This is a genomic window from Rhizobium sp. PAMB 3182 (genome assembly GCF_052908355.1).
On record NZ_CM128607.1, the window covers coordinates 452319 to 472936 of the forward strand.

The 20618-nt window shown below is 62.0% G+C and carries 19 protein-coding genes; 13 read left to right on the top strand and 6 right to left on the bottom strand.

Going from position 1 to position 20618, the window contains the following annotated elements; genetic code table 11:
- The first annotated feature begins 64 nt into the window (after positions 1-64).
- The 3 genes from uvrB to ACU5AZ_RS02305 all read left to right on the top strand — a co-directional run bounded on the left by uvrB (position 65) and on the right by ACU5AZ_RS02305 (position 5192).
- Positions 65-3010 carry an excinuclease ABC subunit UvrB gene (gene uvrB / locus ACU5AZ_RS02295; RefSeq protein WP_446826088.1) on the top strand — a complete coding sequence of 982 codons (2946 nt, stop codon included), beginning with the start codon at positions 65-67 and terminating at the stop codon, positions 3008-3010.
- 781 nt (positions 3011-3791) lie between these two features.
- Positions 3792-3995: a hypothetical protein gene (locus ACU5AZ_RS02300; RefSeq protein ID WP_446824458.1), complete on the top strand. Its 204-nt coding sequence runs from the start codon at positions 3792-3794 to the stop codon at positions 3993-3995.
- Between the two features lie 561 nt (positions 3996-4556).
- Positions 4557-5192: a hypothetical protein gene (locus ACU5AZ_RS02305; RefSeq protein ID WP_446824459.1), complete on the top strand. Its 636-nt coding sequence runs from the start codon at positions 4557-4559 to the stop codon at positions 5190-5192.
- Between the two features lie 17 nt (positions 5193-5209).
- Here the strand turns inward: ACU5AZ_RS02305 and ACU5AZ_RS02310 are convergent, their stop codons facing one another.
- Complete coding sequence (locus ACU5AZ_RS02310; RefSeq protein WP_446824460.1) at positions 5210-5755, bottom strand: hypothetical protein; 546 nt, start codon at positions 5753-5755, stop codon at positions 5210-5212.
- A 1612-nt stretch (positions 5756-7367) separates the two neighbouring features.
- Here ACU5AZ_RS02310 and ACU5AZ_RS02315 point away from each other — a divergent pair.
- Both ACU5AZ_RS02315 and ACU5AZ_RS02320 read left to right on the top strand, forming a co-directional pair.
- Positions 7368-7652, top strand: coding sequence for a hypothetical protein (locus ACU5AZ_RS02315; RefSeq protein WP_446824461.1), 285 nt, complete (start codon positions 7368-7370; stop codon positions 7650-7652).
- An 89-nt stretch (positions 7653-7741) separates the two neighbouring features.
- Positions 7742-8314 carry a DUF922 domain-containing Zn-dependent protease gene (locus ACU5AZ_RS02320; protein WP_446826089.1) on the top strand — a complete coding sequence of 191 codons (573 nt, stop codon included), beginning with the start codon at positions 7742-7744 and terminating at the stop codon, positions 8312-8314.
- Between the two features lie 312 nt (positions 8315-8626).
- On the opposite strand, the gene ACU5AZ_RS02325 is transcribed toward ACU5AZ_RS02320, so the two are convergent.
- Positions 8627-9199, bottom strand: a complete 573-nt coding sequence (locus tag ACU5AZ_RS02325; protein ID WP_446826090.1) for a DnaJ domain-containing protein — start codon at positions 9197-9199, stop codon at positions 8627-8629.
- Positions 9200-9529: 330 nt separating this feature from the next.
- On the opposite strand from ACU5AZ_RS02325, the gene ACU5AZ_RS02330 reads away from it, so the two are divergent.
- Complete coding sequence (locus tag ACU5AZ_RS02330) at positions 9530-9838, top strand: DUF1883 domain-containing protein (RefSeq protein WP_446824462.1); 309 nt, start codon at positions 9530-9532, stop codon at positions 9836-9838.
- A gap of 16 nt (positions 9839-9854) precedes the next feature.
- Here the strand turns inward: ACU5AZ_RS02330 and ACU5AZ_RS02335 are convergent, their stop codons facing one another.
- Positions 9855-11168 carry a replication-associated recombination protein A gene (locus ACU5AZ_RS02335; RefSeq protein ID WP_446824463.1) on the bottom strand — a complete coding sequence of 438 codons (1314 nt, stop codon included), beginning with the start codon at positions 11166-11168 and terminating at the stop codon, positions 9855-9857.
- Complete coding sequence (locus ACU5AZ_RS02340; protein ID WP_446824464.1) at positions 11165-12559, bottom strand: DegQ family serine endoprotease; 1395 nt, start codon at positions 12557-12559, stop codon at positions 11165-11167. The genes ACU5AZ_RS02335 and ACU5AZ_RS02340 overlap by 4 nt, the downstream gene beginning before the upstream one ends.
- Before the next feature lie 204 nt (positions 12560-12763).
- On the opposite strand from ACU5AZ_RS02340, the gene ACU5AZ_RS02345 reads away from it, so the two are divergent.
- A complete protein-coding gene (locus tag ACU5AZ_RS02345) occupies positions 12764-13141 on the top strand; it encodes a lysozyme inhibitor LprI family protein (protein WP_446824465.1) in 378 nt (125 codons plus the stop codon).
- A gap of 199 nt (positions 13142-13340) precedes the next feature.
- Positions 13341-14189: a glycosyltransferase family 8 protein gene (locus ACU5AZ_RS02350; RefSeq protein ID WP_446824466.1), complete on the top strand. Its 849-nt coding sequence runs from the start codon at positions 13341-13343 to the stop codon at positions 14187-14189.
- Positions 14190-14436: 247 nt separating this feature from the next.
- On the opposite strand, the gene ilvD is transcribed toward ACU5AZ_RS02350, so the two are convergent.
- Positions 14437-16272 carry a dihydroxy-acid dehydratase gene (ilvD, locus tag ACU5AZ_RS02355; protein ID WP_446824467.1) on the bottom strand — a complete coding sequence of 612 codons (1836 nt, stop codon included), beginning with the start codon at positions 16270-16272 and terminating at the stop codon, positions 14437-14439.
- Positions 16273-16543: 271 nt separating this feature from the next.
- On the opposite strand from ilvD, the gene ACU5AZ_RS02360 reads away from it, so the two are divergent.
- The 5 genes from ACU5AZ_RS02360 to ACU5AZ_RS02380 all read left to right on the top strand — a co-directional run bounded on the left by ACU5AZ_RS02360 (position 16544) and on the right by ACU5AZ_RS02380 (position 19716).
- On the top strand, positions 16544-16948 hold the full coding sequence (locus ACU5AZ_RS02360; protein WP_446824468.1) for an OsmC family protein: 405 nt from the start codon (positions 16544-16546) through the stop codon (positions 16946-16948).
- Positions 16949-17099: 151 nt separating this feature from the next.
- Positions 17100-18044: a protein-methionine-sulfoxide reductase catalytic subunit MsrP gene (msrP, locus tag ACU5AZ_RS02365; RefSeq protein ID WP_446824469.1), complete on the top strand. Its 945-nt coding sequence runs from the start codon at positions 17100-17102 to the stop codon at positions 18042-18044.
- A gap of 2 nt (positions 18045-18046) precedes the next feature.
- Entirely contained in the window at positions 18047-18757 is a 711-nt protein-coding gene (msrQ, locus tag ACU5AZ_RS02370; RefSeq protein ID WP_446824470.1) for a protein-methionine-sulfoxide reductase heme-binding subunit MsrQ, read from the top strand.
- 124 nt (positions 18758-18881) lie between these two features.
- Entirely contained in the window at positions 18882-19016 is a 135-nt protein-coding gene (locus ACU5AZ_RS02375) for a hypothetical protein (RefSeq protein WP_446824471.1), read from the top strand.
- 142 nt (positions 19017-19158) lie between these two features.
- Complete coding sequence (locus ACU5AZ_RS02380; RefSeq protein ID WP_446824472.1) at positions 19159-19716, top strand: HAD-IA family hydrolase; 558 nt, start codon at positions 19159-19161, stop codon at positions 19714-19716.
- A gap of 189 nt (positions 19717-19905) precedes the next feature.
- Here the strand turns inward: ACU5AZ_RS02380 and ACU5AZ_RS02385 are convergent, their stop codons facing one another.
- Positions 19906-20505, bottom strand: coding sequence for a DoxX family protein (locus tag ACU5AZ_RS02385; protein WP_446824473.1), 600 nt, complete (start codon positions 20503-20505; stop codon positions 19906-19908).
- Between the last annotated feature and the right edge of the window lie 113 nt (positions 20506-20618).

The following is a 20618-nucleotide window of genomic DNA, read 5'->3' on the forward strand; positions in this document are numbered from 1 at the left end:
CGACTCCCATCCGGGCGAAGCCCGGCAAGGGCGCAAGCCCGTCGCGGACTTTTCCGCGCCCCGCGTGGAGGCCAGCCCGAAGGGCGGTGCGGCCGTGAACGCAGGACAAGGTTTCGAGGAAGCGCCGCAATCCTCCTTTGAGGGCGCGCCGCTGTCGGGCGACGTGTCCGACTGGGTGCGGCAGCTGGAGGCGGAAGCCGAGGCGGCGGCCGTCGAGAGCCAGCGCGAGATCGCGTCGAAGGCCGGCAAGCACCGCAAGAAGGTCGAGAACGAGGCGCGCAAGCACGCCGAGAAGGTCGAGGCGCAGAAGTCCTCCAGCGCCAACAAGAACACCACCATCGCGAAAACCTCGCGCGGCGTCTCCATCGGCGCCTCGTCCGATCCGAAGACGCGCGCCGCCGCCGGGCTCAACCCGGTCGCCGGGCTCGACGTGTCGCTGGAAGACGCCGGCGCGCTCGCCAAGGGCAGCGTCACGGCCACCGTCGAGGCGCTCTCCGCGCTGATCGAGAGCGGCAATCCGCTGTTCAAGGACGGCAAGCTGTGGACGCCGCACCGGCCGGCCCGGCCGGAGAAATCCGAAGGCGGCATCGCCATCGAGATGGTCAGCGAATACCAGCCGGCCGGCGACCAGCCGACGGCGATCAGGGACCTCGTCGAGGGTCTGGAAACCGGCGAGCGCAGCCAGGTCCTGCTCGGCGTCACCGGCTCGGGCAAGACCTTCACCATGGCCAAGGTGATCGAGGCCACCCAGCGCCCGGCCCTCATCCTCGCGCCCAACAAGACGCTCGCCGCGCAGCTCTATTCGGAGTTCAAGAACTTCTTCCCGAACAATGCGGTCGAGTATTTCGTCTCCTATTACGACTACTACCAGCCGGAAGCCTATGTGCCGCGCACCGACACCTTCATCGAGAAGGAATCGTCGATCAACGAGCAGATCGACCGCATGCGCCACGCCGCCACCCGCGCCGTGCTGGAGCGCGACGACGTCATCATCGTCGCCTCGGTCTCCTGCATCTACGGTATCGGCTCGGTCGAGACCTATACGGCGATGACTTTCCAGATCCAGCTCGGCGACCGCATCGACCAGCGCCAGCTGCTCGCCGATCTCGTCGCCCAGCAGTACAAGCGCCGCGACATGGATTTCCAGCGCGGCTCCTTCCGCGTGCGCGGTGATACCATCGAGATCTTCCCGGCCCACCTTGAGGATGCCGCCTGGCGCATCTCCATGTTCGGCGACGAGGTCGAGCAGATCACCGAATTCGATCCGCTGACCGGCAAGAAGACCGGCGACCTGAAGTCGGTGAAGATCTACGCCAATTCGCACTATGTCACCCCGCGCCCGACGCTGAACCAGGCGGTGAAATCGATCAAGGAGGAGCTCAAGGGCCGCCTCGCCGAGCTTGAAAAGGCCGGCCGCCTCTTGGAAGCCCAGCGGCTGGAGCAGCGCACCCGCTACGACATCGAGATGCTGGAGGCGACCGGGGTCTGCCAGGGCATCGAGAACTATTCGCGTTACCTCACCGGCCGCAATCCCGGCGAGCCGCCGCCGACGCTCTTCGAATACATCCCCGACGACGCCCTCATCTTCATCGACGAGAGCCACGTCACCATCCCGCAGATCGGCGGCATGTATCGCGGCGACTTCCGGCGCAAGGCGACGCTGGCCGAATACGGCTTCCGCCTGCCCTCCTGCATGGACAACCGCCCGCTGCGCTTCGAGGAATGGGACGCCATGCGGCCGGACACCATCGCCGTCTCGGCCACCCCCGGCTCGTGGGAGCTCGAACAGTCCGGCGGCGTGTTTGCCGAACAGGTCATCCGCCCGACCGGCCTCATCGACCCGCCGGTCGAGGTGCGCTCGGCCCGCACCCAGGTCGACGACGTGCTCGGCGAGATCCGCGAGACCGCGCTGAAGGGCTACCGCACGCTCGTCACCGTGCTCACCAAGCGTATGGCCGAGGACCTCACCGAATACCTGCACGAACAGGGCGTGCGCGTGCGCTACATGCATTCCGACATCGACACGCTGGAGCGCATCGAGATCATCCGCGATCTCCGCCTCGGCGCCTTCGACGTGCTGGTCGGCATCAACCTGCTCCGCGAAGGCCTCGACATTCCCGAATGCGGCTTCGTCGCCATCCTCGACGCCGACAAGGAAGGGTTTCTGCGCTCCGAAACCTCGCTGGTGCAGACCATCGGCCGCGCGGCGCGAAACGTCGACGGCAAGGTCATCCTCTATGCCGACAACATCACCGGCTCCATGGCCCGCGCCATGGAAGAGACCAGCCGCCGCCGCGAAAAACAGCTCGCCTACAACGAGGAGCACGGCATTACGCCGGAATCGGTCAAGGCGAAGATCTCCGACATCCTCGACTCGGTCTACGAGCGCGACCATGTGCGCGCCGACATTTCCGGCGGTTCCGGCAAGGGCTTTGCGGATGGCGGCCATCTGGTCGGCAACAACCTGCAGTCCCACCTCAACGCGCTGGAAAAGCAGATGCGCGACGCCGCCGCCGACCTCGACTTCGAGACCGCCGCGCGCCTGCGCGACGAGATCAAGCGCCTCAAGGCCGTCGAGCTCGCCTCGATGGACGATCCCATGGCGCGGGAAGAGGCGCGGAGTGTGGAAAAGACCCCCTCTGGCCCTGCGGGCCATCTCCCCCACAAGGGGGGAGACAGGGCGCAAGCGGCAGCCCCGCGCACGACGGACTCCCTCCCCCCTGTGGGGAGGGTTGGGGAGGGGTCAGGCGACACCGCCACCTACTTCCGCAAGAACTCCCTCGACGAAATGACCGTCGGCCGCACCGAAAAGCCGGTGACCGGCAAGCTGCCCCAAAAGCCGGCCGATGGATCGATCTCCCCCCTCACGGGGAAGGTTGCGGAAGGGCAGGACAAGGACGACCCCCGCCCGCTCGTGCGCGGCAAGGTCGGCGCCGGCTCCTACGAGGACCCGGCCGAGGCCAAGCGCAAGAGCCGCACCAAGGGCAAGACCGGCCGGCCGGGACGGTAAGGACGGTGTCACCTCTCCGCCGACGGTAGAGGCTTTGCAGCCCCCTCACCTCCGTCATCCCGGACTTGATCCGGGATCCAGCAGCGCGATGTCCATCGCGCGGGAGACTCCCTTCCGAGGGATGCGTCCGCCGCCCCTTCTCTCACCGCGCCGACGCGCGGTGGCTGGATGCCGGATCAAGTCCGGCATGACGGAAGGAAGAGGATGCGGCGGCGGTCAAGAAGAGGAGCACGGCAGTGACAACGGTAACGGCATGCACCGAGGCCACCCCCTCCACCCTCATCCTCGGCCTTGTGCCGGGGATTTAGCCACCGCGCGTCGGCGCGGTGAAAGGACTCCCGGCCCCCGACAGACCGTGTGAAGAATATCCTCAGCTCAGCATTCCCGGCCCCCGCATGCCGGATTGATCCCCCGATCACGTCCGGGGACGGCATGACGGATAACGAGATGGCGCCTCACCCATCCCGCCCCCCTTCACAAACTGATTCAACACCCTGCCAAACCGATTCCGGAAACGCCGCCAACCCGTTCAAATCGGAGTCCTTTCCGCCCCCGGCCCACCGCCCAGCCCGCGACGTTCGGCGCTTCAATCCCGCCACCGGAGCCACCGCCAATCACCCCCGGCCCGGCGCATGGCTTCGGGCGTTCGGCGCTGCGATCGCGCTACTGGATGGATCGCTCCGCTACGCGGACCGCGCCTCACAATGTCAGGAAAATGCCGCATAGTCCGCGCAAGGAATCCATGGCACTTTAGCGACGGACCAGCAGCGAAAGGCACGCCATGTCAGACATCGGCAGCATGTTCTCCCCCACCGATCTCCTCCTCATGGTCCTGATTGCCTGCGCCCCCGGCACCCTGCTCGGCACCGCCATCGGCGCCTGGGTCTACCCCCGCCACCGCATCACCGGCGGCATCGTCGGCTTCTTCGCCGGCTTTGTCGTGTCGTTTGGGGCATGGGCGGCGTATTTCGCTGTGGTGAAGTAGGCACACGCAGTCACCACATCATCATCTCATGCCATCGGAGAACTCCTGAGCACGGCCTTAAACTGTCCCTCATCCTCGGGCTTGTCCCGGGGATCCAGCCACCGCGCTTCTGCGCGGTGAATGACTCTTTGATAATGCCGGCCGTTAGCGTGCCACTCCCTCGCCAACAAAATCTAAGATTTGGCTGCGCCAACACCGTGATTTTGCGGTATTGGGTGCAACGGCCAGCAAGTGCCGCCTCCGGCCCGAAACGGCCATCGGAGGTCCGGTCGCTTTGCCTAAACTTCGCGCCATCATTCCTGTCGCCTGCTACCCTTACCGTGCGGCCTGCACACTGCTTACTGCGGAGGACTGAGTGATGGTCTTCAAGTCGCGGGATGACGCTCGACGCCACATCGCGAGAACAGGTTTTGCAAGCGACAATGCCATGAAAACAAGATCGCCTCATGGTAATAGGGTGGGCAGTGTAGTTTATTTTTCCAGATGGCATAATGTCTGTAGATCGCATTGCGAAACAGACATCGATGTCTTGGATCATTTCTTTGGGCACAGGGGGGAGTTTTGGCGAAAAAGGAAGATGGTACGCGGGTCGACAATATCCTTGACCGTTTGAAGAACAATTCGGTTATCGCAACCGTCGTCGTTGCCGCGACGATCTTCACGGGACTTTATTCGTTTTGGGGGGAAATCCGAAAGTTTTACGGGGAGTTTTGGGAGACGCCTATTATATTAGTTCAAATGAACCTCGCAAGTGACAGCGACGGGTTTTTCCATGAAGAAGAAATGACATGCAAGTTTGACGGAAAATCCTACCCGACCTATCTCCCTCCAGCAGTGTCTAAAACAAGTCGGCCAGTGTCTTTTGACTTCGTTTTCCAGAACGCAGGTGAAAAGGAAGCCCTCTTCACCCAGATTGATGTTAATGTTCTCGCGGCAGAGCAGGTGTCTGGAGGGAGCCCGGGGATTATTACTGCCAATCATGAATATGTGCTCGATCTTGAACACAGAACTGGGAAGCAAATATTCAAGTTGAAGACTGTCTATAGGATTCCGGGAAATGATAGCGGGGCGTTCATGGTTACCTTCAAGCCAGCCACAAAAGGTATTGGCTTGTGCTGGATTTTAAATGTCGATTTCCATACAAGTCTCGGGACTATCCGTTCGCAAGATTTTTCATTCGTGACATCGAATTTTTAGTAGACTTTCCGGCTGATTCATTCTGCAACTACAGTGAACTTGTTTACGTCAGCGTCTTCTGAGAACGTATATCGAATCTTGTCTATAACAACACTCGCTCCCGCGACATCGCTATCAATGCCAAGCGCGTGAAATAGGTCTTCGCGTTGCTTTTTCGTCGCGGTTGGATTGGTCGTTCCGAACACTGCCACCCAGGCTAAGAGCGATGCAAATGCGTCCGCTTCTGTGGACGAAGACCTCAAGGTCGTCACTACGATTTGCGAAATGCATACGTTGTCGGAAATTTTGAACGATATTACGACTTGGGGGCCTTCGAGTTCTCTGCGGAACGAAGGCAGCCCACTGTAGGGGCTCAAAATCCAGTCTGCACCAACCCGGTTGCCATACCGCTCATCCCATCTCGCCATAAAGCCATTTATTTCCAGCGCGTTATGAGGGCAAGCTGGGGTCGCATTAGCATTGGTCATCGACGCCACCGAAAGCCAAATAGCGAATAATGCAACTCGCCGCTTCATGCGCACTCCTCCGATTGCAACTGCACGGTAGCAGATTTCGTCGGACATGTCGGCTTCCAATGCGGATTTGCCAGAAATCTTGAACATAGCCAATGCGTTTCAGCTTTTAGATGCGCACAACACGTACCCGGAGCGTCTTCGCGGTTGCCATTCGACATATATATTGGCTGCTTCCGGTCAGTACCAGATGTACAGTATAAGAGGTGATGTCATGAAGGGCTCCATGCTCCCTCTGTCTGGTGAGACTTATACGAGGTCAAAAACTGATGGCTGCGATAGGCCATGTCTCCTCTTGGCGCAAAGCGACCATCGCGCACGATCGCCGGCTGGTGGCAATGGCTATGTAATTCTGTGATTTTGCATCCTCCCCCGCCAAAGGGATAGGCAAACCGCCGGCCGCCACCCCCGGCCCTCCGCATGGCTCCGGGCGTTCGCTGCTTGAAACGATTCACTGGATCGTTTCATCGGCAAAGCCGACCACATCTCACCCCCTTAAATCCCCCTCCTGAAAACCCGTGCCATACTCGTTCCGTTCCGTGTGGATAGGCCGGGGGAGCGAACCTGGCGAGCGGAACCGGCGCTGACGGGTGCGGGCGATCGCAGGCTCATATCCGTCGGGGTTCGCGAACGGTCCCCCTCGGCCCGTGCGGTTCCCGCGATGCGGGGCCATACAGGACGCAAGCCGTTGCGTGCTGGCGGGTGGGCAGACCGGTCGGGTGTGAAAACGCCCCGCCGGCGCGCCCTTGAATGACGTGCCTTGGAGGCACGCAAGGCCCTGCCGCGAGGCAGTGCCGCAGAGGGATCCGCGGGCATAAACCGCCGAACGAGGCGCCCGGAAGGGCCATGATACCAAACAAAAGATGAGGCACCCCGGGCGCTTCGTCCTTCATACCCTTCATGCCACGGCCGGAAACGGCGCGTGAAGGGGAAGGTGTGTCCGGAGGGTGAGGACTGACCGGCAAAGCCGGCGAAACGATCCAGTGAATCGTTTCGAAGGACGAACGCCCGGAGCACATGCGATGGGCCGGTGATGAGGACAGGAATGGAGACGCAGACGATGGCCACCAACAACACCCGTCATCCCGGACCTGATCCGGAATCCAGCAGCGCGATGTCCATCGCGCGGGAGACTCCCTTCCAAGGGAGGCGTCCGCCGCCCCTTCTCTCACCGCGCCGACGCGCGGCGGCTGGATGCCGGATCAGGTCCGGCATGACGGAAGGAAGAGATCAACGGCGGTGAATATGGCAACGAAGAGGAATGCGGCAGTGACACCGGTAACGGCAGGCACCGAGGCAGCCATCCCCACCACCCTCATCCTCGGCCTTGTGCCGGGGATCCAGCCACCGCGCGTCGGCGCGGTGAGAGAAGCAGCCTTTGGGTACACCCCAAGGAAAAGAGTCTCCCGCGCGATGGACATCGCGCCGCTGGATCCCCGGGACAAGCCCGAGGATGAGGGAGGGCGACGGCGGCGGCGCGCCATCTCCCCCCTGGCGGGGGAGAATGGAATTTCAGTGTCTTGGCGCGAAGCGGCAAGCGCTAGAAATTCCAAGAGAGGGTGTCAGGGCTGCGGCTGGCGAAGCGATCCCCTCACCTGAAAAATCTAGCACTTAGCCTGACGGCTAAGATTCTGATTTTTCTTCCTCTCCCGCAAGGGGAGAGGTGTCTTCAACCCCAAACCCCGAAAGGAACCCCATGCGCATCACCGCATCCGAAACCCTCCTGACCGAACTCCGCCGGCTGGCCGAGATCTGGGGCGATCCCCTCGCCTGCCCGACGCGGCGCTGCCGGCGGGCGCGGCGGTGCGAGGGCGCGCTGACGGCGGCCGGCTATCCGCGCTGCGCCGGGGCGGACGAGGCCTGCGGCCACGGCACCGGCGCCCGATGGACTTGGCCGGCGGAGCGCACTAGTGTCGCGCCGACCGACACCGACGGAGCTCGCCCGTGATCCACCGCCCCGCCGCAACACCCGACACCGGTTCAGGTTCGGGCCGCGCCATCCGCCCGAAACCCATCCGGCGTCTCGCCCTGCCGGCCGTGCTGGCCCTGCTGTCAACGCTCCTGCCCGCCGCGGCCAGCGCCGGCGGCAGCGTCAGCGAGCGGGTCGAGACCTATGCGGTCAGCGGTTCCACCGGTGCGGCGCTCTACGAGTCGATCGGCCTTCACGGCCCGAAGGCCGGCGGCGGGCGGGCGATCGCCCATACCGGGTTCCGCCTCACCTGGCGGCGCGACTACCAGACCCGCGGCAGCGCCTGCGTGCTGGCCTCCGCCGTGCCGAAGCTCGTCATCACCACCACGCTGCCGAAAGCGAAGGGTCGGCTGTCGCCCGAGGTCGCGGCGAGCTGGAAGACCTTCGTCGACGGCGTCGCCGCGCATGAGCGCGTGCATGGCCAGCACATCCGCGAGATGGTCGAAAAGATCGAGGCGGCGAGCATCGGGCTTTCGGCGGAGAACGATCCGAAATGCGCGAAGGTGCGCGCCACGCTGCAGGCCCGGCTGAAGGTCCTCTCCGACGAGCGCGTCGCCCGCGAGCGCGATTTCGACCGCGCCGAACTCTCCCCCGGCGGCACCGTCCACCAGCTGATCCTCACCCTCGTCAACGGGCCGTGACGGGACGGTTCAATCTCCCCCCGTGTGGGGGAGATGTCCCGACAGGGACAGAGGGGGGTAATGCGGAGAATACGAAGGGTGGCGGAAGAGGCAGACGTTCATACCCCCCTCTCTTGGAATTTCTAACACTTAGCCTTTGGCTAAGATGTTGAAATTCCATTCTCCCCCGCCGAGGGGGAGATGAGAGTTCGCGGCGGCCCCGGCCTTCACCTCTCCCCGTGCGGGAGAGGATACAAAATCATGGTCTTAGCTTCAGCTAAGTCATAGATTTTGTTGGTGAGGGGATCGTGCCGGACAGGCTATCGAACGCCCCTACTCCGCCGCCTTGGCGGGCTGGGCTTCCAGCGCTTCCAGCTCGTAGGAATAGCCCTCGAGCAGCGAATAGGCCTTCTCGATCGCCTCGATCTGGTTTTCGGTGTTCTTGATCGCCTCGGCGATCGCCTGCGAGCGGGCACGCAGCATCGAGCCGAGCACGTCGGTTTCCGGCTTGCGGCCGAGTCGGTCGACATGCTGGCGGATGCGGGTGCGGTGGCGCTCCAGCTCGAGAATGTGGAAGCGGTTCTTCAGGATGTCGTCGGACAGTTTTCGGCGCATGGCGGCCAGCGGATCGAAGGAGCCGGGGTCGCGCTCGTCGAGGATGACGTCGTTGATCAGCGTCTCCAGCATCATGACGCCCTTCAGGTCCTTCGGGTCGGCCAGCTGCGGGTCGTAGCCGGTGTCGTCATAGACCTTGCGGCGCACCGGGTCCTTCAAGAGATCGTAGGCCGCCTGCAGGCGTTCGAACTCGCCGGGATCGCCGCCCTGGTCCGGGTGCGCGGTCTTGGCCTTGGTGCGGTAGGCCGCCTTGACGGCCGGCTCCTGCGCATCACGGTCAATGCCAAGCATCTGATAGGGATCGATCAATCTGCCACCTGCCTTCCGGGCTCCGTCCGTTACATTCACCTACTCCCGCGGGCCGCTTGCCGCAAGCCCGCCGGGTCGACTGCCGGGTCGCGAAGCGCCGGGCGTCACCGCCATCATCGGCCAAAACCGGCGGCGAAATTGTGGTCGCGGCAATCAAATCAGCAAATTACCGCTTATTTTCCCCGCCGACAAATTTCGTGGGATAATTCCAGGGACAGAGAATGGCGGCGGCGGTCGGTCATCCAACCAACGCTTCCTTAACCGGCGCGGGCTAAAATCCGGTCCGCATGGCATTTTAGGGAGACTGAGGGCATGGTTGCCTTCCGCTTTACGCATTACGATCTCGGCCGCATCAAGGCCGGGCAGATGATCGAGGTGACGCTGTCGGCGGTCGCCAATGTCCGGCTGATGACGCCGGAGAATTTCGAGCTGTTCAAGCAGACGCGGCCGTTCAAGTTCAAGGGCGGCATCGCCCGCAAGTCGCCGCTCAGGCTCGCCGTGCCGGAAGACGGCCACTGGCATGTCGTCGTCGACATGGAAGGCCACAAGGGATTCGCCAATTCCGCCGTCAAGCTGGTCGCGCCGCCGGCCCCGCCGCCGCGCATGAGCAAGGCGTCGTAGCTCCGCGATCGCGGGCCTACTTGCCGGAACGCTCGCGCCTCAGCTTCGCCCACCAGTCCAGCCGCTTGCGGATCTCGCGCTCGAAGCCGCGCTCGGGCGGATCGTAGAAGGTCTTTCGGCCCATCTTCTCCGGAAAATAGTCCTGGCCGGAAAAGGCGTCCGGCTCGTCATGGTCGTAGCGGTAGCCGTCGCCGTAGCCCTCGCCCTTCATCAGCTTCGTCGGCGCGTTCAAGATGTGCTTGGGCGGCAGCAGCGAGCCGTTCTCCTTGGCCGCCCGCATCGCGGCCTTGAAGGCCGTGTAGACGCCGTTCGACTTCGGCGCGGTCGCCAGATAGACGCAGGCCTGTGCGAATGCGAGTTCCCCCTCCGGCGAGCCGAGATAGTCGTAGGCGTCCTTGGCGGCGTTGGCGATGACGAGCGCCTGCGGATCGGCTAGCCCGATATCCTCGACCGCCATGCGCACCAGCCTTCGGCCGAGATAGAGCGGATCCTCGCCGGCGTCGAACATGCGGGCGAGATAGTAGAGCGCGGCATCCGGGTCGGAGCCGCGCACCGACTTGTGCAGCGCCGAGATGAGGTTGTAGTGGCCGTCCTGGCCTTTGTCGTAGACCGGCGCGCGGCGCTGGACGATGCGCGTCAGGCCCTCGGTGTCGAACACCTCGCCTTGGCGCGCCGCCCGCCACACTTCTTCGGCGAGCGTCAGCACCGCCCGGCCGTCGCCGTCGGCCATGCGCACCAGGCTGGCGCGGGCGTCCTCGTCGAGCGGCAGCGCCCTGCCCTCCGTCGCTTCCGCCCGGCTTAAAAGTTCTCCAAGGCTTTCCTCGTCATGCGACTTGAAGGTCAGCACCCGTGCGCGCGACAGAAGAGCGGCGTTCAGTTCAAAGGACGGGTTTTCCGTGGTCGCACCGACGAGGATCACCGTGCCGTCCTCCATGACGGGCAGGAAACTGTCCTGCTGGGCGCGGTTGAAGCGGTGGATCTCGTCGACGAAGAGCAGCGTCTGGCGGCCGTTCATCCGCCGCGTGCGAGCGGCCTCGAACACCTTTTTCAGGTCCGCGACGCCGGAAAAGATCGCCGAGATCTGCTCGAACGCCAGCCCCGCCTCGCCGGAAAGAAGCCGGGCGACCGTCGTCTTGCCGGTACCGGGCGGGCCCCAGAAGATCATCGAGCCGAGCGAGCCGGAGGCGATCATGCGCCTCAGCACCCCGTCGTCACCGGTCAGATGCGACTGGCCGGTGACATCGCCGAGGCTCTGCGGCCGCAGCCGGTCGGCCAATGGCCGGCGGTTCGCCACATCCTCGGGGATCTGCGGGGCGAAGAGATCGCTCATCGGAAGGATTGCCTTATGTCCTGGCCGCCGCGGTTGATGTCGAAGGACCAGAAGCCCGGATCGTCGGCGAGCATGGCGGCAAGCGTCTTGGTGCTGTCGACCTTCTGGCCGTTCATCGCGACGATGATGTCGCCCGGCTTGAAGCCGGCGCGGACAGCCATGGCGTTGTCGGCGAAGTCGGAGATGACGACGCCCGTCTGGTCGGCCGGCAGGTGCAGTTCGGTCGCGACCCGCGGCGACAGGTTCTCGACGATCGCGCCGGCCAGCGGATTGTTGCCGTCGAGCGTCCGGGTGTCACGCGGCACCGTTTCCGGTGCTACGCTGAGCTTAATGTTCATGTCGCGCTTCTTGCCGTTGTCGATCACCGTCAGGTCGACCGTCTGGCCAAGACCCGCCGTCGTCAGCCGGTAGCCGAGCGCGTCGGGATGCTCGACTTCCTCGCCATTGACCGCGACCACGACTTCGCCGGTCTTCAGACCCGCCTTGTCGGACGGACCGTCCTTGATCACCTTGGTCACCAGCGCGCCGCGCGGCACCGGCAGGCCGAGCGCTTCAGCGACATCGGAGGTCACCGGCTCGAAGGAGGCCCCGATGTAGGGGCGCTCGAAGCTCTTGGCGCCGCTCTCGGCCGCCTTGACGAAGACGCGGACGAGATTGGACGGGATGGCGAAGCCGATGCCGTTGGAGCCGCCGCCGCGGGTGAAGATCGCCGAATTGATGCCGATCAGCTCGCCATTCATGTTCATCAGCGCGCCGCCGGAATTGCCCGGATTGATCGATGCATCGGTCTGGATGAAGAAGGAAAAATCGGAGGACTGCAGCTTGTTGCGGGCGAGCGCCGAGACGATGCCACTGGTCACCGTCTGGCCGACGCCGAAGGGATTGCCGATCGCCAGCACCAGGTCGCCGACCTCGGCATTGTCGGAATTGCCGATCGGCATCGCTGTGAAGCTGTCCTTCGACTGGATCTTCAGCACCGCGAGATCGACGCCGGCGTCCTTCAGCACCACCTTGCAGGGATATTCCCGACCGTCGGCGAGCGCGATCTTGATGTCATCGGCGCCCTCGACCACGTGGTTGTTGGTGACAACGAAGCCGTCGGCCGCGACGATCACGCCGGAACCCAGCGACGACTGCTTTTCGGTCCTGTTCGGCAGGCGCTGGCCGAAGAACTGCTGGAAGAACGGATCGTCGAACAGCGCCGAGCGCCGTTGGACAAGCCGTTCGGCATAGACGTTGACCACGGAGTTCTTCGACTGCTTGACGAGCGGCGCGAAGGAAAGCTGCATTTCCTCGCGGGTGGAGGGAACGGTCTTGGCATCCTGCGCATCGGCAAGCGGCGCGGAGAGCACGAGACAGGCGATAAGGGCGAATGAGGCTTTCTTGATCATCTTGTTTTCCGAATCCCAGTTCTGGCTACACTTTATCTAGGGTTCCGGCAATCGGAACGGTAGACCGGTGAGACGACGCGATAGCGGACGGGCATCGCGTGAAGACGCCTCGAACGACATAGGGATGTCGCAACCCTCTTCCCAAGGGTCAACTTAATTCCATGTTAGATTCGCCAGACGATTGCCAACGGAAGGATCGCCATCATGAAGATTTCAACCGCTTTGCCCCGGCTTGCACGCCACGCACTATTGCCGGCCTTGCTGTTTGCCGCGCCCGCGCCCCTCGCCCATGCCGCAAGCTTCGACTGCGACGCCAAGGGGCTTGCCGCCGACGAACAGGCGATCTGCGACAACCGTGATCTGAACGATCTCGACGTCAAGATGGTGACGGAATTCCATTTCTTCGAAGGGCTGATGGCCATGGGCAGCCGGGGAGAGCTTCAGGACGAGCAGACGGCGTGGCTCGCCAAGCGCCAGGCCTGCGGGCCGGACAACGCCTGCATCAAGGCTGCCTATGACGAACGCCTGAAGCAGTTCGACGACCTCTACAACAAGCTCGAGCGACCTGCGCTATGGCAATAAGATCATGATACTCTGAGTGCCCTGCGAAACTAAATGTCATGCTTGTCTTGTTAAATTCAAATCATACATGATATCGATATATTTATGAATTGAGTTTACTCCGCCTCCTATCAAAGCCAAATTACAGTTCTACAGCCCCATATTACTATCGCTGGCTTATTAAGACGGAACTTGAATAAAACGACACGCCGAGAGACGCATGAACATACTGCTGACTGTCGACAAAAACATGCTGGGGCCGATTTCTGCATGCATCAGATCTATTTCTCTCAGCAACACGTCTGATGGCATCAATATATTTGTTATACACAGCCCGATTGAAAAAGCAGAATTGGATAAATTGATAGAATTCTGCGACAGCCTTCTTGGCAAGGTTCATTTTCAGGAAATAGATCCAACGCATTTTGTGCATCTTCGCCAGAGGATGCGGGACGGACATGTTTCCGACGCCGCCCTTTACCGTTGCGCTATGGGATCTCTGCTTCCGGGCACCGTCGAGAAAATCCTATATATCGACTGCGATACGCTGGTCCTTCGCCCCTTGGATCGACTGTACAGTACCAATCTTGATGGAAAAATCGCTGCTGCACGCAGAACGCCCTTGGACCATTTGAGCGACATGGGCGTGGACACCAGCGAATACTTCAACAGCGGCGTCATGCTGATAGACTTGGATCTCTGGCGCAAGAGCAAGGTTGAAACCGAAACATTCGATGTCATGGCGGCACACGGTCCCCGCCTGAAAATGTGGGACCAATGCGCCCTCAACATCGTTCTGGCCGGCAAAACCGCGCCATTGGACAGCGAATACAATCACATGGTCAACAAACCACCTATCGGCGAACACTACGTGGTGCCAACAATCATTCATTACGCAGGCCACAGAAAGCCCTGGCTCAACGGCGGCACGACCTGGGACGGATTATATCTTGAGGCTACCCAGAAAACTCCCTGGCCACTGGTCTATTCACGCAGAAAAGCAAAAAAGGAAAGCCTGTTCAGTCGCTTGAAGCTTTCCTTGCGGACGCAGCTCAAGAGCAATATTTGAGCGGTCTCAACGTGTCGAACCGTTTTGGATCTCTCACCCTGCGGGTACGACCTCAAAAATCGCTGCCGCAACAGGCCAACCGGCCCTGCGCTCGACTTCTGACAATTTGAAACCCTGGCAACACAACAGAGCTGTCAACGTTCGAACCTACAGGTTTGCAAGCTCACTTCGCGCCCACGAAAACGTGGGCGCCATGGCTGGCTCTACAATTCCTCTGTCGGCGCGAACGTTCGGCCCGGCGGTGGCCCTATTCCGGAAGGATGCGCACGGCGCCGCGGTCGGCGGACGAGGCGAAGGCGGCGTAGGCCTTCAGTGCGGTGGTGACGTTGCGCTTGCGGGCATGGGCGGGCTTCCAGCCGGTCTTGTCCTGCTCGGCGCGGCGGGCTTCAAGCTCGGCATTCGACACCTTGAGGTTGATCGTCCGGTTCGGGATGTCGATCTCGATCGTGTCGCCCTCGCGCACGAGGCCGATGGCACCGCCCTGGGCTGCTTCCGGCGAGGCATGGCCGATGGAAAGGCCGGATGTGCCGCCGGAGAAACGGCCGTCGGTGATCAGCGCGCAGGCCTTTCCGAGACCTTTCGACTTCAGGTAGCTCGTCGGATAGAGCATTTCCTGCATGCCGGGGCCGCCCTTCGGGCCTTCGTAGCGGATGACGACGACATCGCCGGCAACCACTTCATTGCCGAGGATACCCTTCACGGCCGCATCCTGGCTTTCAAAGACCTTGGCCGGACCGGTGAACTTCAGGATCGATTCATCGACGCCAGCCGTCTTCACGATGCAGCCGTCCAGAGCAATGTTGCCGTGGAGAACGGCCAGACCGCCATCCTTGGAGAACGGCTTCTCGACGGAGCGGATGACGCCCTTCTCGGCGTCGGTATCCAGATCGTCCCAACGCGAGGACTGGGAGAAGGCAACCTGTGTCGGCACGCCGCCGGGAGCGGCCTTGAAGAATGTGCGAACGCTTTCCGAATTGGTACGGGTGATGTCCCAGCGATTGATGGCGTCGCCGAGCGTCGCCTCATGCACGGTCTTGCAATCGGTGTTCAACAGGCCGCCACGCTCGAGCTCGCCGAGGATGCGCATGATGCCGCCGGCGCGATGCACGTCTTCCATGTGGACGTCCTGCTTGGCAGGAGCCACCTTGGAGAGGCAGGGGACGCGGCGCGAAAGCTTGTCGATGTCGTCCATGGTGAAGTCGACGCCACCCTCATAGGCAGCCGCCAGGATGTGCAGAACGGTGTTGGTCGAGCCGCCCATGGCGATGTCGAGCGCCATGGCGTTCTCGAAGGCCTCCTTCGTGGCGATCGAACGCGGCAGGACGCCATCGTCGTCCTGCTCGTAATAGCGGCGCGCCAGATCAACGATCAGGTGGCCGGCTTCGACGAAGAGGCGCTTGCGGTCGGAATGGGTGGCTAGGGTCGAACCGTTGCCGGGCAGAGACAGGCCGAGCGCTTCCGTCAGGCAGTTCATCGAATTGGCGGTGAACATGCCGGAGCAGGAACCGCAGGTCGGACAGGCCGAACGTTCGATGACCTGGACGTCCTCGTCCGTCACCTTGTCGTCGGCGGCGGCGACCATGGCATCGACGAGGTCGAGCGCAACCGTCTTGCCGTGCATGACGACCTTGCCGGCCTCCATCGGGCCGCCTGAGACGAAGACGGCCGGGATGTTCAGGCGCATGGCGGCATTCAGCATGCCGGGGGTGATCTTGTCGCAGTTGGAGATGCAGACCATGGCGTCGGCGCAGTGTGCGTTCACCATGTATTCGACCGAGTCGGCAATGACTTCGCGCGACGGCAGTGAATAGAGCATGCCGTCATGGCCCATGGCGATGCCGTCGTCGACGGCGATCGTGTTGAACTCCTTGGCGACACCGCCGGCGGCCTCGATTTCGCGGGCGACCAGCTGGCCGAGATCCTTCAGATGCACGTGGCCCGGCACGAACTGGGTGAACGAATTGACGACCGCAATGATCGGCTTGCCGAAGTCGCCATCCTTCATGCCCGTCGCGCGCCAGAGGCCGCGGGCGCCGGCCATGTTGCGGCCGTGGGTGGTGGTGCGTGAACGATAAGCGGGCATCTTGCGTTTCCTCACATCTGACGTGATTTTTTTATCGGGCGGTCCCAGGCGACGAAAATCTCGCGGAAAATGCGCCAAACGGCCCGATCTTTGGGACTTCCTAACGCAAATGCGGGCGGGTGTCACTATCAGGACGGGCCGTTTCGGTACGCATGGCGCCGCCTGCAGCCGCTTGCCGATCGTCAATTTCGGTGCCGTATACAAGAGGCTGGCTTTTTCCGTTTCCGCGTGATCGAATTCGTTTCGTTCACCCTTTTCCGGAGGTTCTCCGATGGCATCCGTGACCGTTGAATTGCGCTCCATAGACGAAACCGAAGCCGCGCTCGGCTGGGCCGGAGGCCATACGATCGTCGTCGACAGGCCGGAGGGACGAGCCGGCGGAATGGGGCTCGGCTTTAACGGCGCGCAGCTTCTGGGGCTGGCGGCGGGTGGCTGCTTCTGCAACGATCTGCGTTATGCGTCGCACGAGCTCGGCATTCCGCTGAAGTCGGTGCAGGTGACCGTCTCCGTCGAGCTCGGTGGCGAACCGTTGCTGGCGACCGCGATCGAGATCGACGCGACGGCGGAAACGGAGAGTGGCGAGGATCCCACGCCTGTGATCCGCAGGGCACGCGCGATCTGCACCGTCGCGAACTCACTGAACCGGGGTGTTCCGACGCACTTTGCCACCGGTTGAAAACACGGGCGCGATCAAACGCACTACACGAAAACGTGCCTGATGCCCCCCTTCCATGTGAAGACGACTTTTGGTCTTCTCTTTTCGAAACTGTTCCGGGTCCCATCTCGTATAGAATGACAGACCCCAAAGACCGAAACGGAAGAATGCCATGACCTATCATCCGCCCCGCATCCCCTCTTCCGAGATCACCGCGCGCAAGTTCTACCTCACCCGGCGCGAGATCATCAAAGGTGCCGCGGCCGCCGGTATCGCCATTACCGGCGCATCGACAGCCTTCGCCAAGGCACTCGACGCCAAGAAGACCGATTACACCGTCGACGACACGCTGACGCCGAAAAAGGATGTCCTCAGCTACAACAACTTCTACGAATTCGGCACCGGCAAGGGCGACCCGGCCCAGAACTCCGGCGACTTCAAGCCGCTTCCCTGGTCGATCAAGATCGACGGCATGGTGCAGAAGCCGATGACCATCAGCTATGAGGACATCATGGCGAAGATGCCGATCGAGGAGCGCGTCTATCGCATGCGCTGTGTCGAAGCGTGGTCGATGGTCATTCCGTGGGACGGCTTCCAGCTCTCCGAACTCCTGAAGATGGCCGAGCCGCTGGGCAGCGCCAAATATGTCGCCTTCGAAGGCGTTGTCCGTCCGGAAGAAATGCCCGGCCAGTCCGGCTGGGCGCAGCCCCTGCCCTGGCCCTATCTTGAGGGCCTCCGGCTGGATGAGGCTATGCATCCGCTGACGCTCCTCGCCGTCGGCGTCTACGGCGAAACCCTGCCCAACCAGAACGGCGCGCCGATCCGGCTCGTCGTGCCGTGGAAATACGGTCTCAAGGGCATCAAGTCGATCACCAGGATCACGCTGACCGACAAGCAGCCGGAAACGAGCTGGAACAACGCCGCCGCAAACGAGTACGGCTTCTACGCCAACGTCAATCCCGAGGTCGACCATCCGCGCTGGAGCCAGGCGACCGAGCGGGTGATCGGCGAAGGCTCGTTCCTGTCGCCCGTTACCAAGAAGACGCTGATGTTCAACGGCTATGGCGACGAGGTCGCGAGCCTCTATGCCGGCATGGACCTGAAAGCGAACTTCTGATCATGATCGTTCTCGCCCCCCGCAACCGGACGACGCGTTCAGCGGTCATCTGGCTCCTCTACGCGGTCAGCTTCGTGCCGGCGGCCTGGTATTTCTATCAGGCCGCGACCGGCGCCTTGGGCGCGGACCCGATCAAGACCTACGAACACCTGCTCGGCATCTGGGCGCTGCGCTTCCTGATCGCCACCCTGCTCGTCACACCGCTGATCGACCTCGCCGATCTCAGCCTGATGCATTACCGGCGCGCCTTTGGCCTGATGGCCTTCTGGTATGTCGTGATGCACTTCCTCGTCTATGTCATCCTCGACAAGAACCTCAGTCTCGGCGTCGTGCTGCAGGACATCACCAAGCGCTGGTTCATCATCATCGGCATGTCGGCCTTTGTCATGCTGATCCCGCTGGCGCTGACCTCCAACCAGTTCTCGATCCGCCGGCTCGGGTCGACATGGGCAAAGCTGCACAAGCTCGTCTACGTGATCGCCGCCGCCGGCGTCATCCACTTCGCCATGTCGCGCAAGTCGATCACGCTGGAACCGGCGATCTACATCGCGATCATCGCCATACTGCTCGCCTACCGGCTGGTGGGGCCCAGGATCCGCACCTGGAAAAACGAGCGGCGCAAGGCGGCGCGTCTCGCCGAACGGGAGCGGCAGAAGACGCAAGGCGTCTCGGCGCGCTCGAGTGAGATGCCACAGGCGGGCGGGCGGGCCTGACCGGCTGCCAAGCCTTGCTTTGGCTGCATGGCTGGCATCGCAAATGGGCGCGGCCCGACTATTGTGCGGCGCACAATCCAGGATTACCTTGTCTTCAACGAAGCGAACTCGAGAGGACAAGATCATGAGACACGACAAAAACCCCGCCGATGGCAGCTTTTTCAAGCGTTTTCGCAACGGCTTCGCCGACTACTACCGCACCTATCAGGAAGTGAAGCAGGAAGCCGATCGCATCACGCGCAAGCACGGCCTGCGATAAGCGGACCACTGACGCACACAAAAAAGCCGGGGCATGCCCCGGCTTTTTGTTTGCACGGAATGTCCCTGAATCCGTTGCCAGACCGCTGGCTTTCCACTAGGCCCGAGGCACGTATGTGTTCCCGGATGAGAGTGCTTCTTCGATGCGCGAAATATGTGTCATCTTCGATCTGGACGGCACGCTGGTCGACAGCGAGACCCTCTGCAATCAGGCGTTTCTGGATCTTCTGCCGGACCTGAACGAACCGGTCAGCAGCCTGTTGCTGCGATATCGCGGGCGCAAGCTGACCAATATCTTTTCCGACCTCGAAGCCCGCCTTTCCATGACGCTGCCTGGCGACTTCGAGCAGACATATCGGGCGCGGGTTGCCGAGCTCATGCAAAGCGAACTGCGACCAATGCCCGGCGTCGCAGGCATGCTGGCGAACCTCATCTACCCCAAGTGCATAGCCTCGAGCGGGCCACCGGCGAAAATCATGCAGGCGCTTGATATCTGTTCTCTGAGCACTCATTTCGGCCCACACCTGTACAGCTCACACACCGTTGGAAGTTGGAAACCTGAGCCGGACCTGTTCCTTCACGCCGCGAAGTCGATGGGCTTCGCACCCTCAGAATGCGTCGTCGTCGAAGACAGCGACGTCGGTGTCGAGGCCGCAATGCGAGCGGGAATGCATGCTTTTCACTATCTGCCGGGAGGATAGCCTTCCGGTCACAGGCATGCAAAGGCCTTTCGAGACATGCTGGACCTTAGCGGCCTCATCGAAGACCATTTCCAAAACTAGATAATTCGGAGGGTCGTCCGACGTGGAAGTGGGGCCGGAACACCCTGTCGGATGCTCCGGCCCCACGATACGCAATTCAGGTGGCGACCTTTGTCGCCGATTTCCCACTCAGAACCACTTCTTGAAGAACAGCCGGTCCAGCGAGAGGTAGCCGCCGCCGAAGGCTGCGAAGAGGAATGCACCGCCGGTCCAGAACAGCGACGCCAGCTCGGCCTTTTCCTGGACCTGATGGACGAATTTCGTGCCGCCATCGGCAAGCCGGGCGACACCGTTGGCGGTGAAGAAGTCGCTGCCGGCCTTCAGGGCATCGATGCCGGCCTGGGTCAGAAACGCATCGCCGTAGGGATGCGCCCAGTGGAACCAGAGCGTGATCGCCAGCATCACGGCGTTGGCGAGCGCGATCGGCCGGGTGAAAAGACCGATGGCGATCAGAAAGCCTCCGAAGAACTGCATGGCAGCCAGAAGCGGCGACCATAACCAGCCGGGGTAGAAGTGCAGGCTCTCGACGAACCCGACCTGCGCCATGGGCGCCGTGATCTTCGGCCAGCCTTCGATCATCAGCATGCCGCCGACCGCAAGGCGGAAGATGCTCCATGCCATGGGCTGGGCGATGCGATCGTAAAATCCGCCGAGAAAGGGAAGGATCAGATGGTCGCGGTCATTCTCGAAAATGGGGTGTTCAGCTTGAAATGCAGTATGGTCGGTCATTGCCTTAATCCTTTAAGTATCAGTCCCGAATTGACAATACGCCGTTCCGGATCCGTCCTATTGATACAAGTCAAATAACCTGAGTACTGCGATCACAATTTCTGCCGAAACCG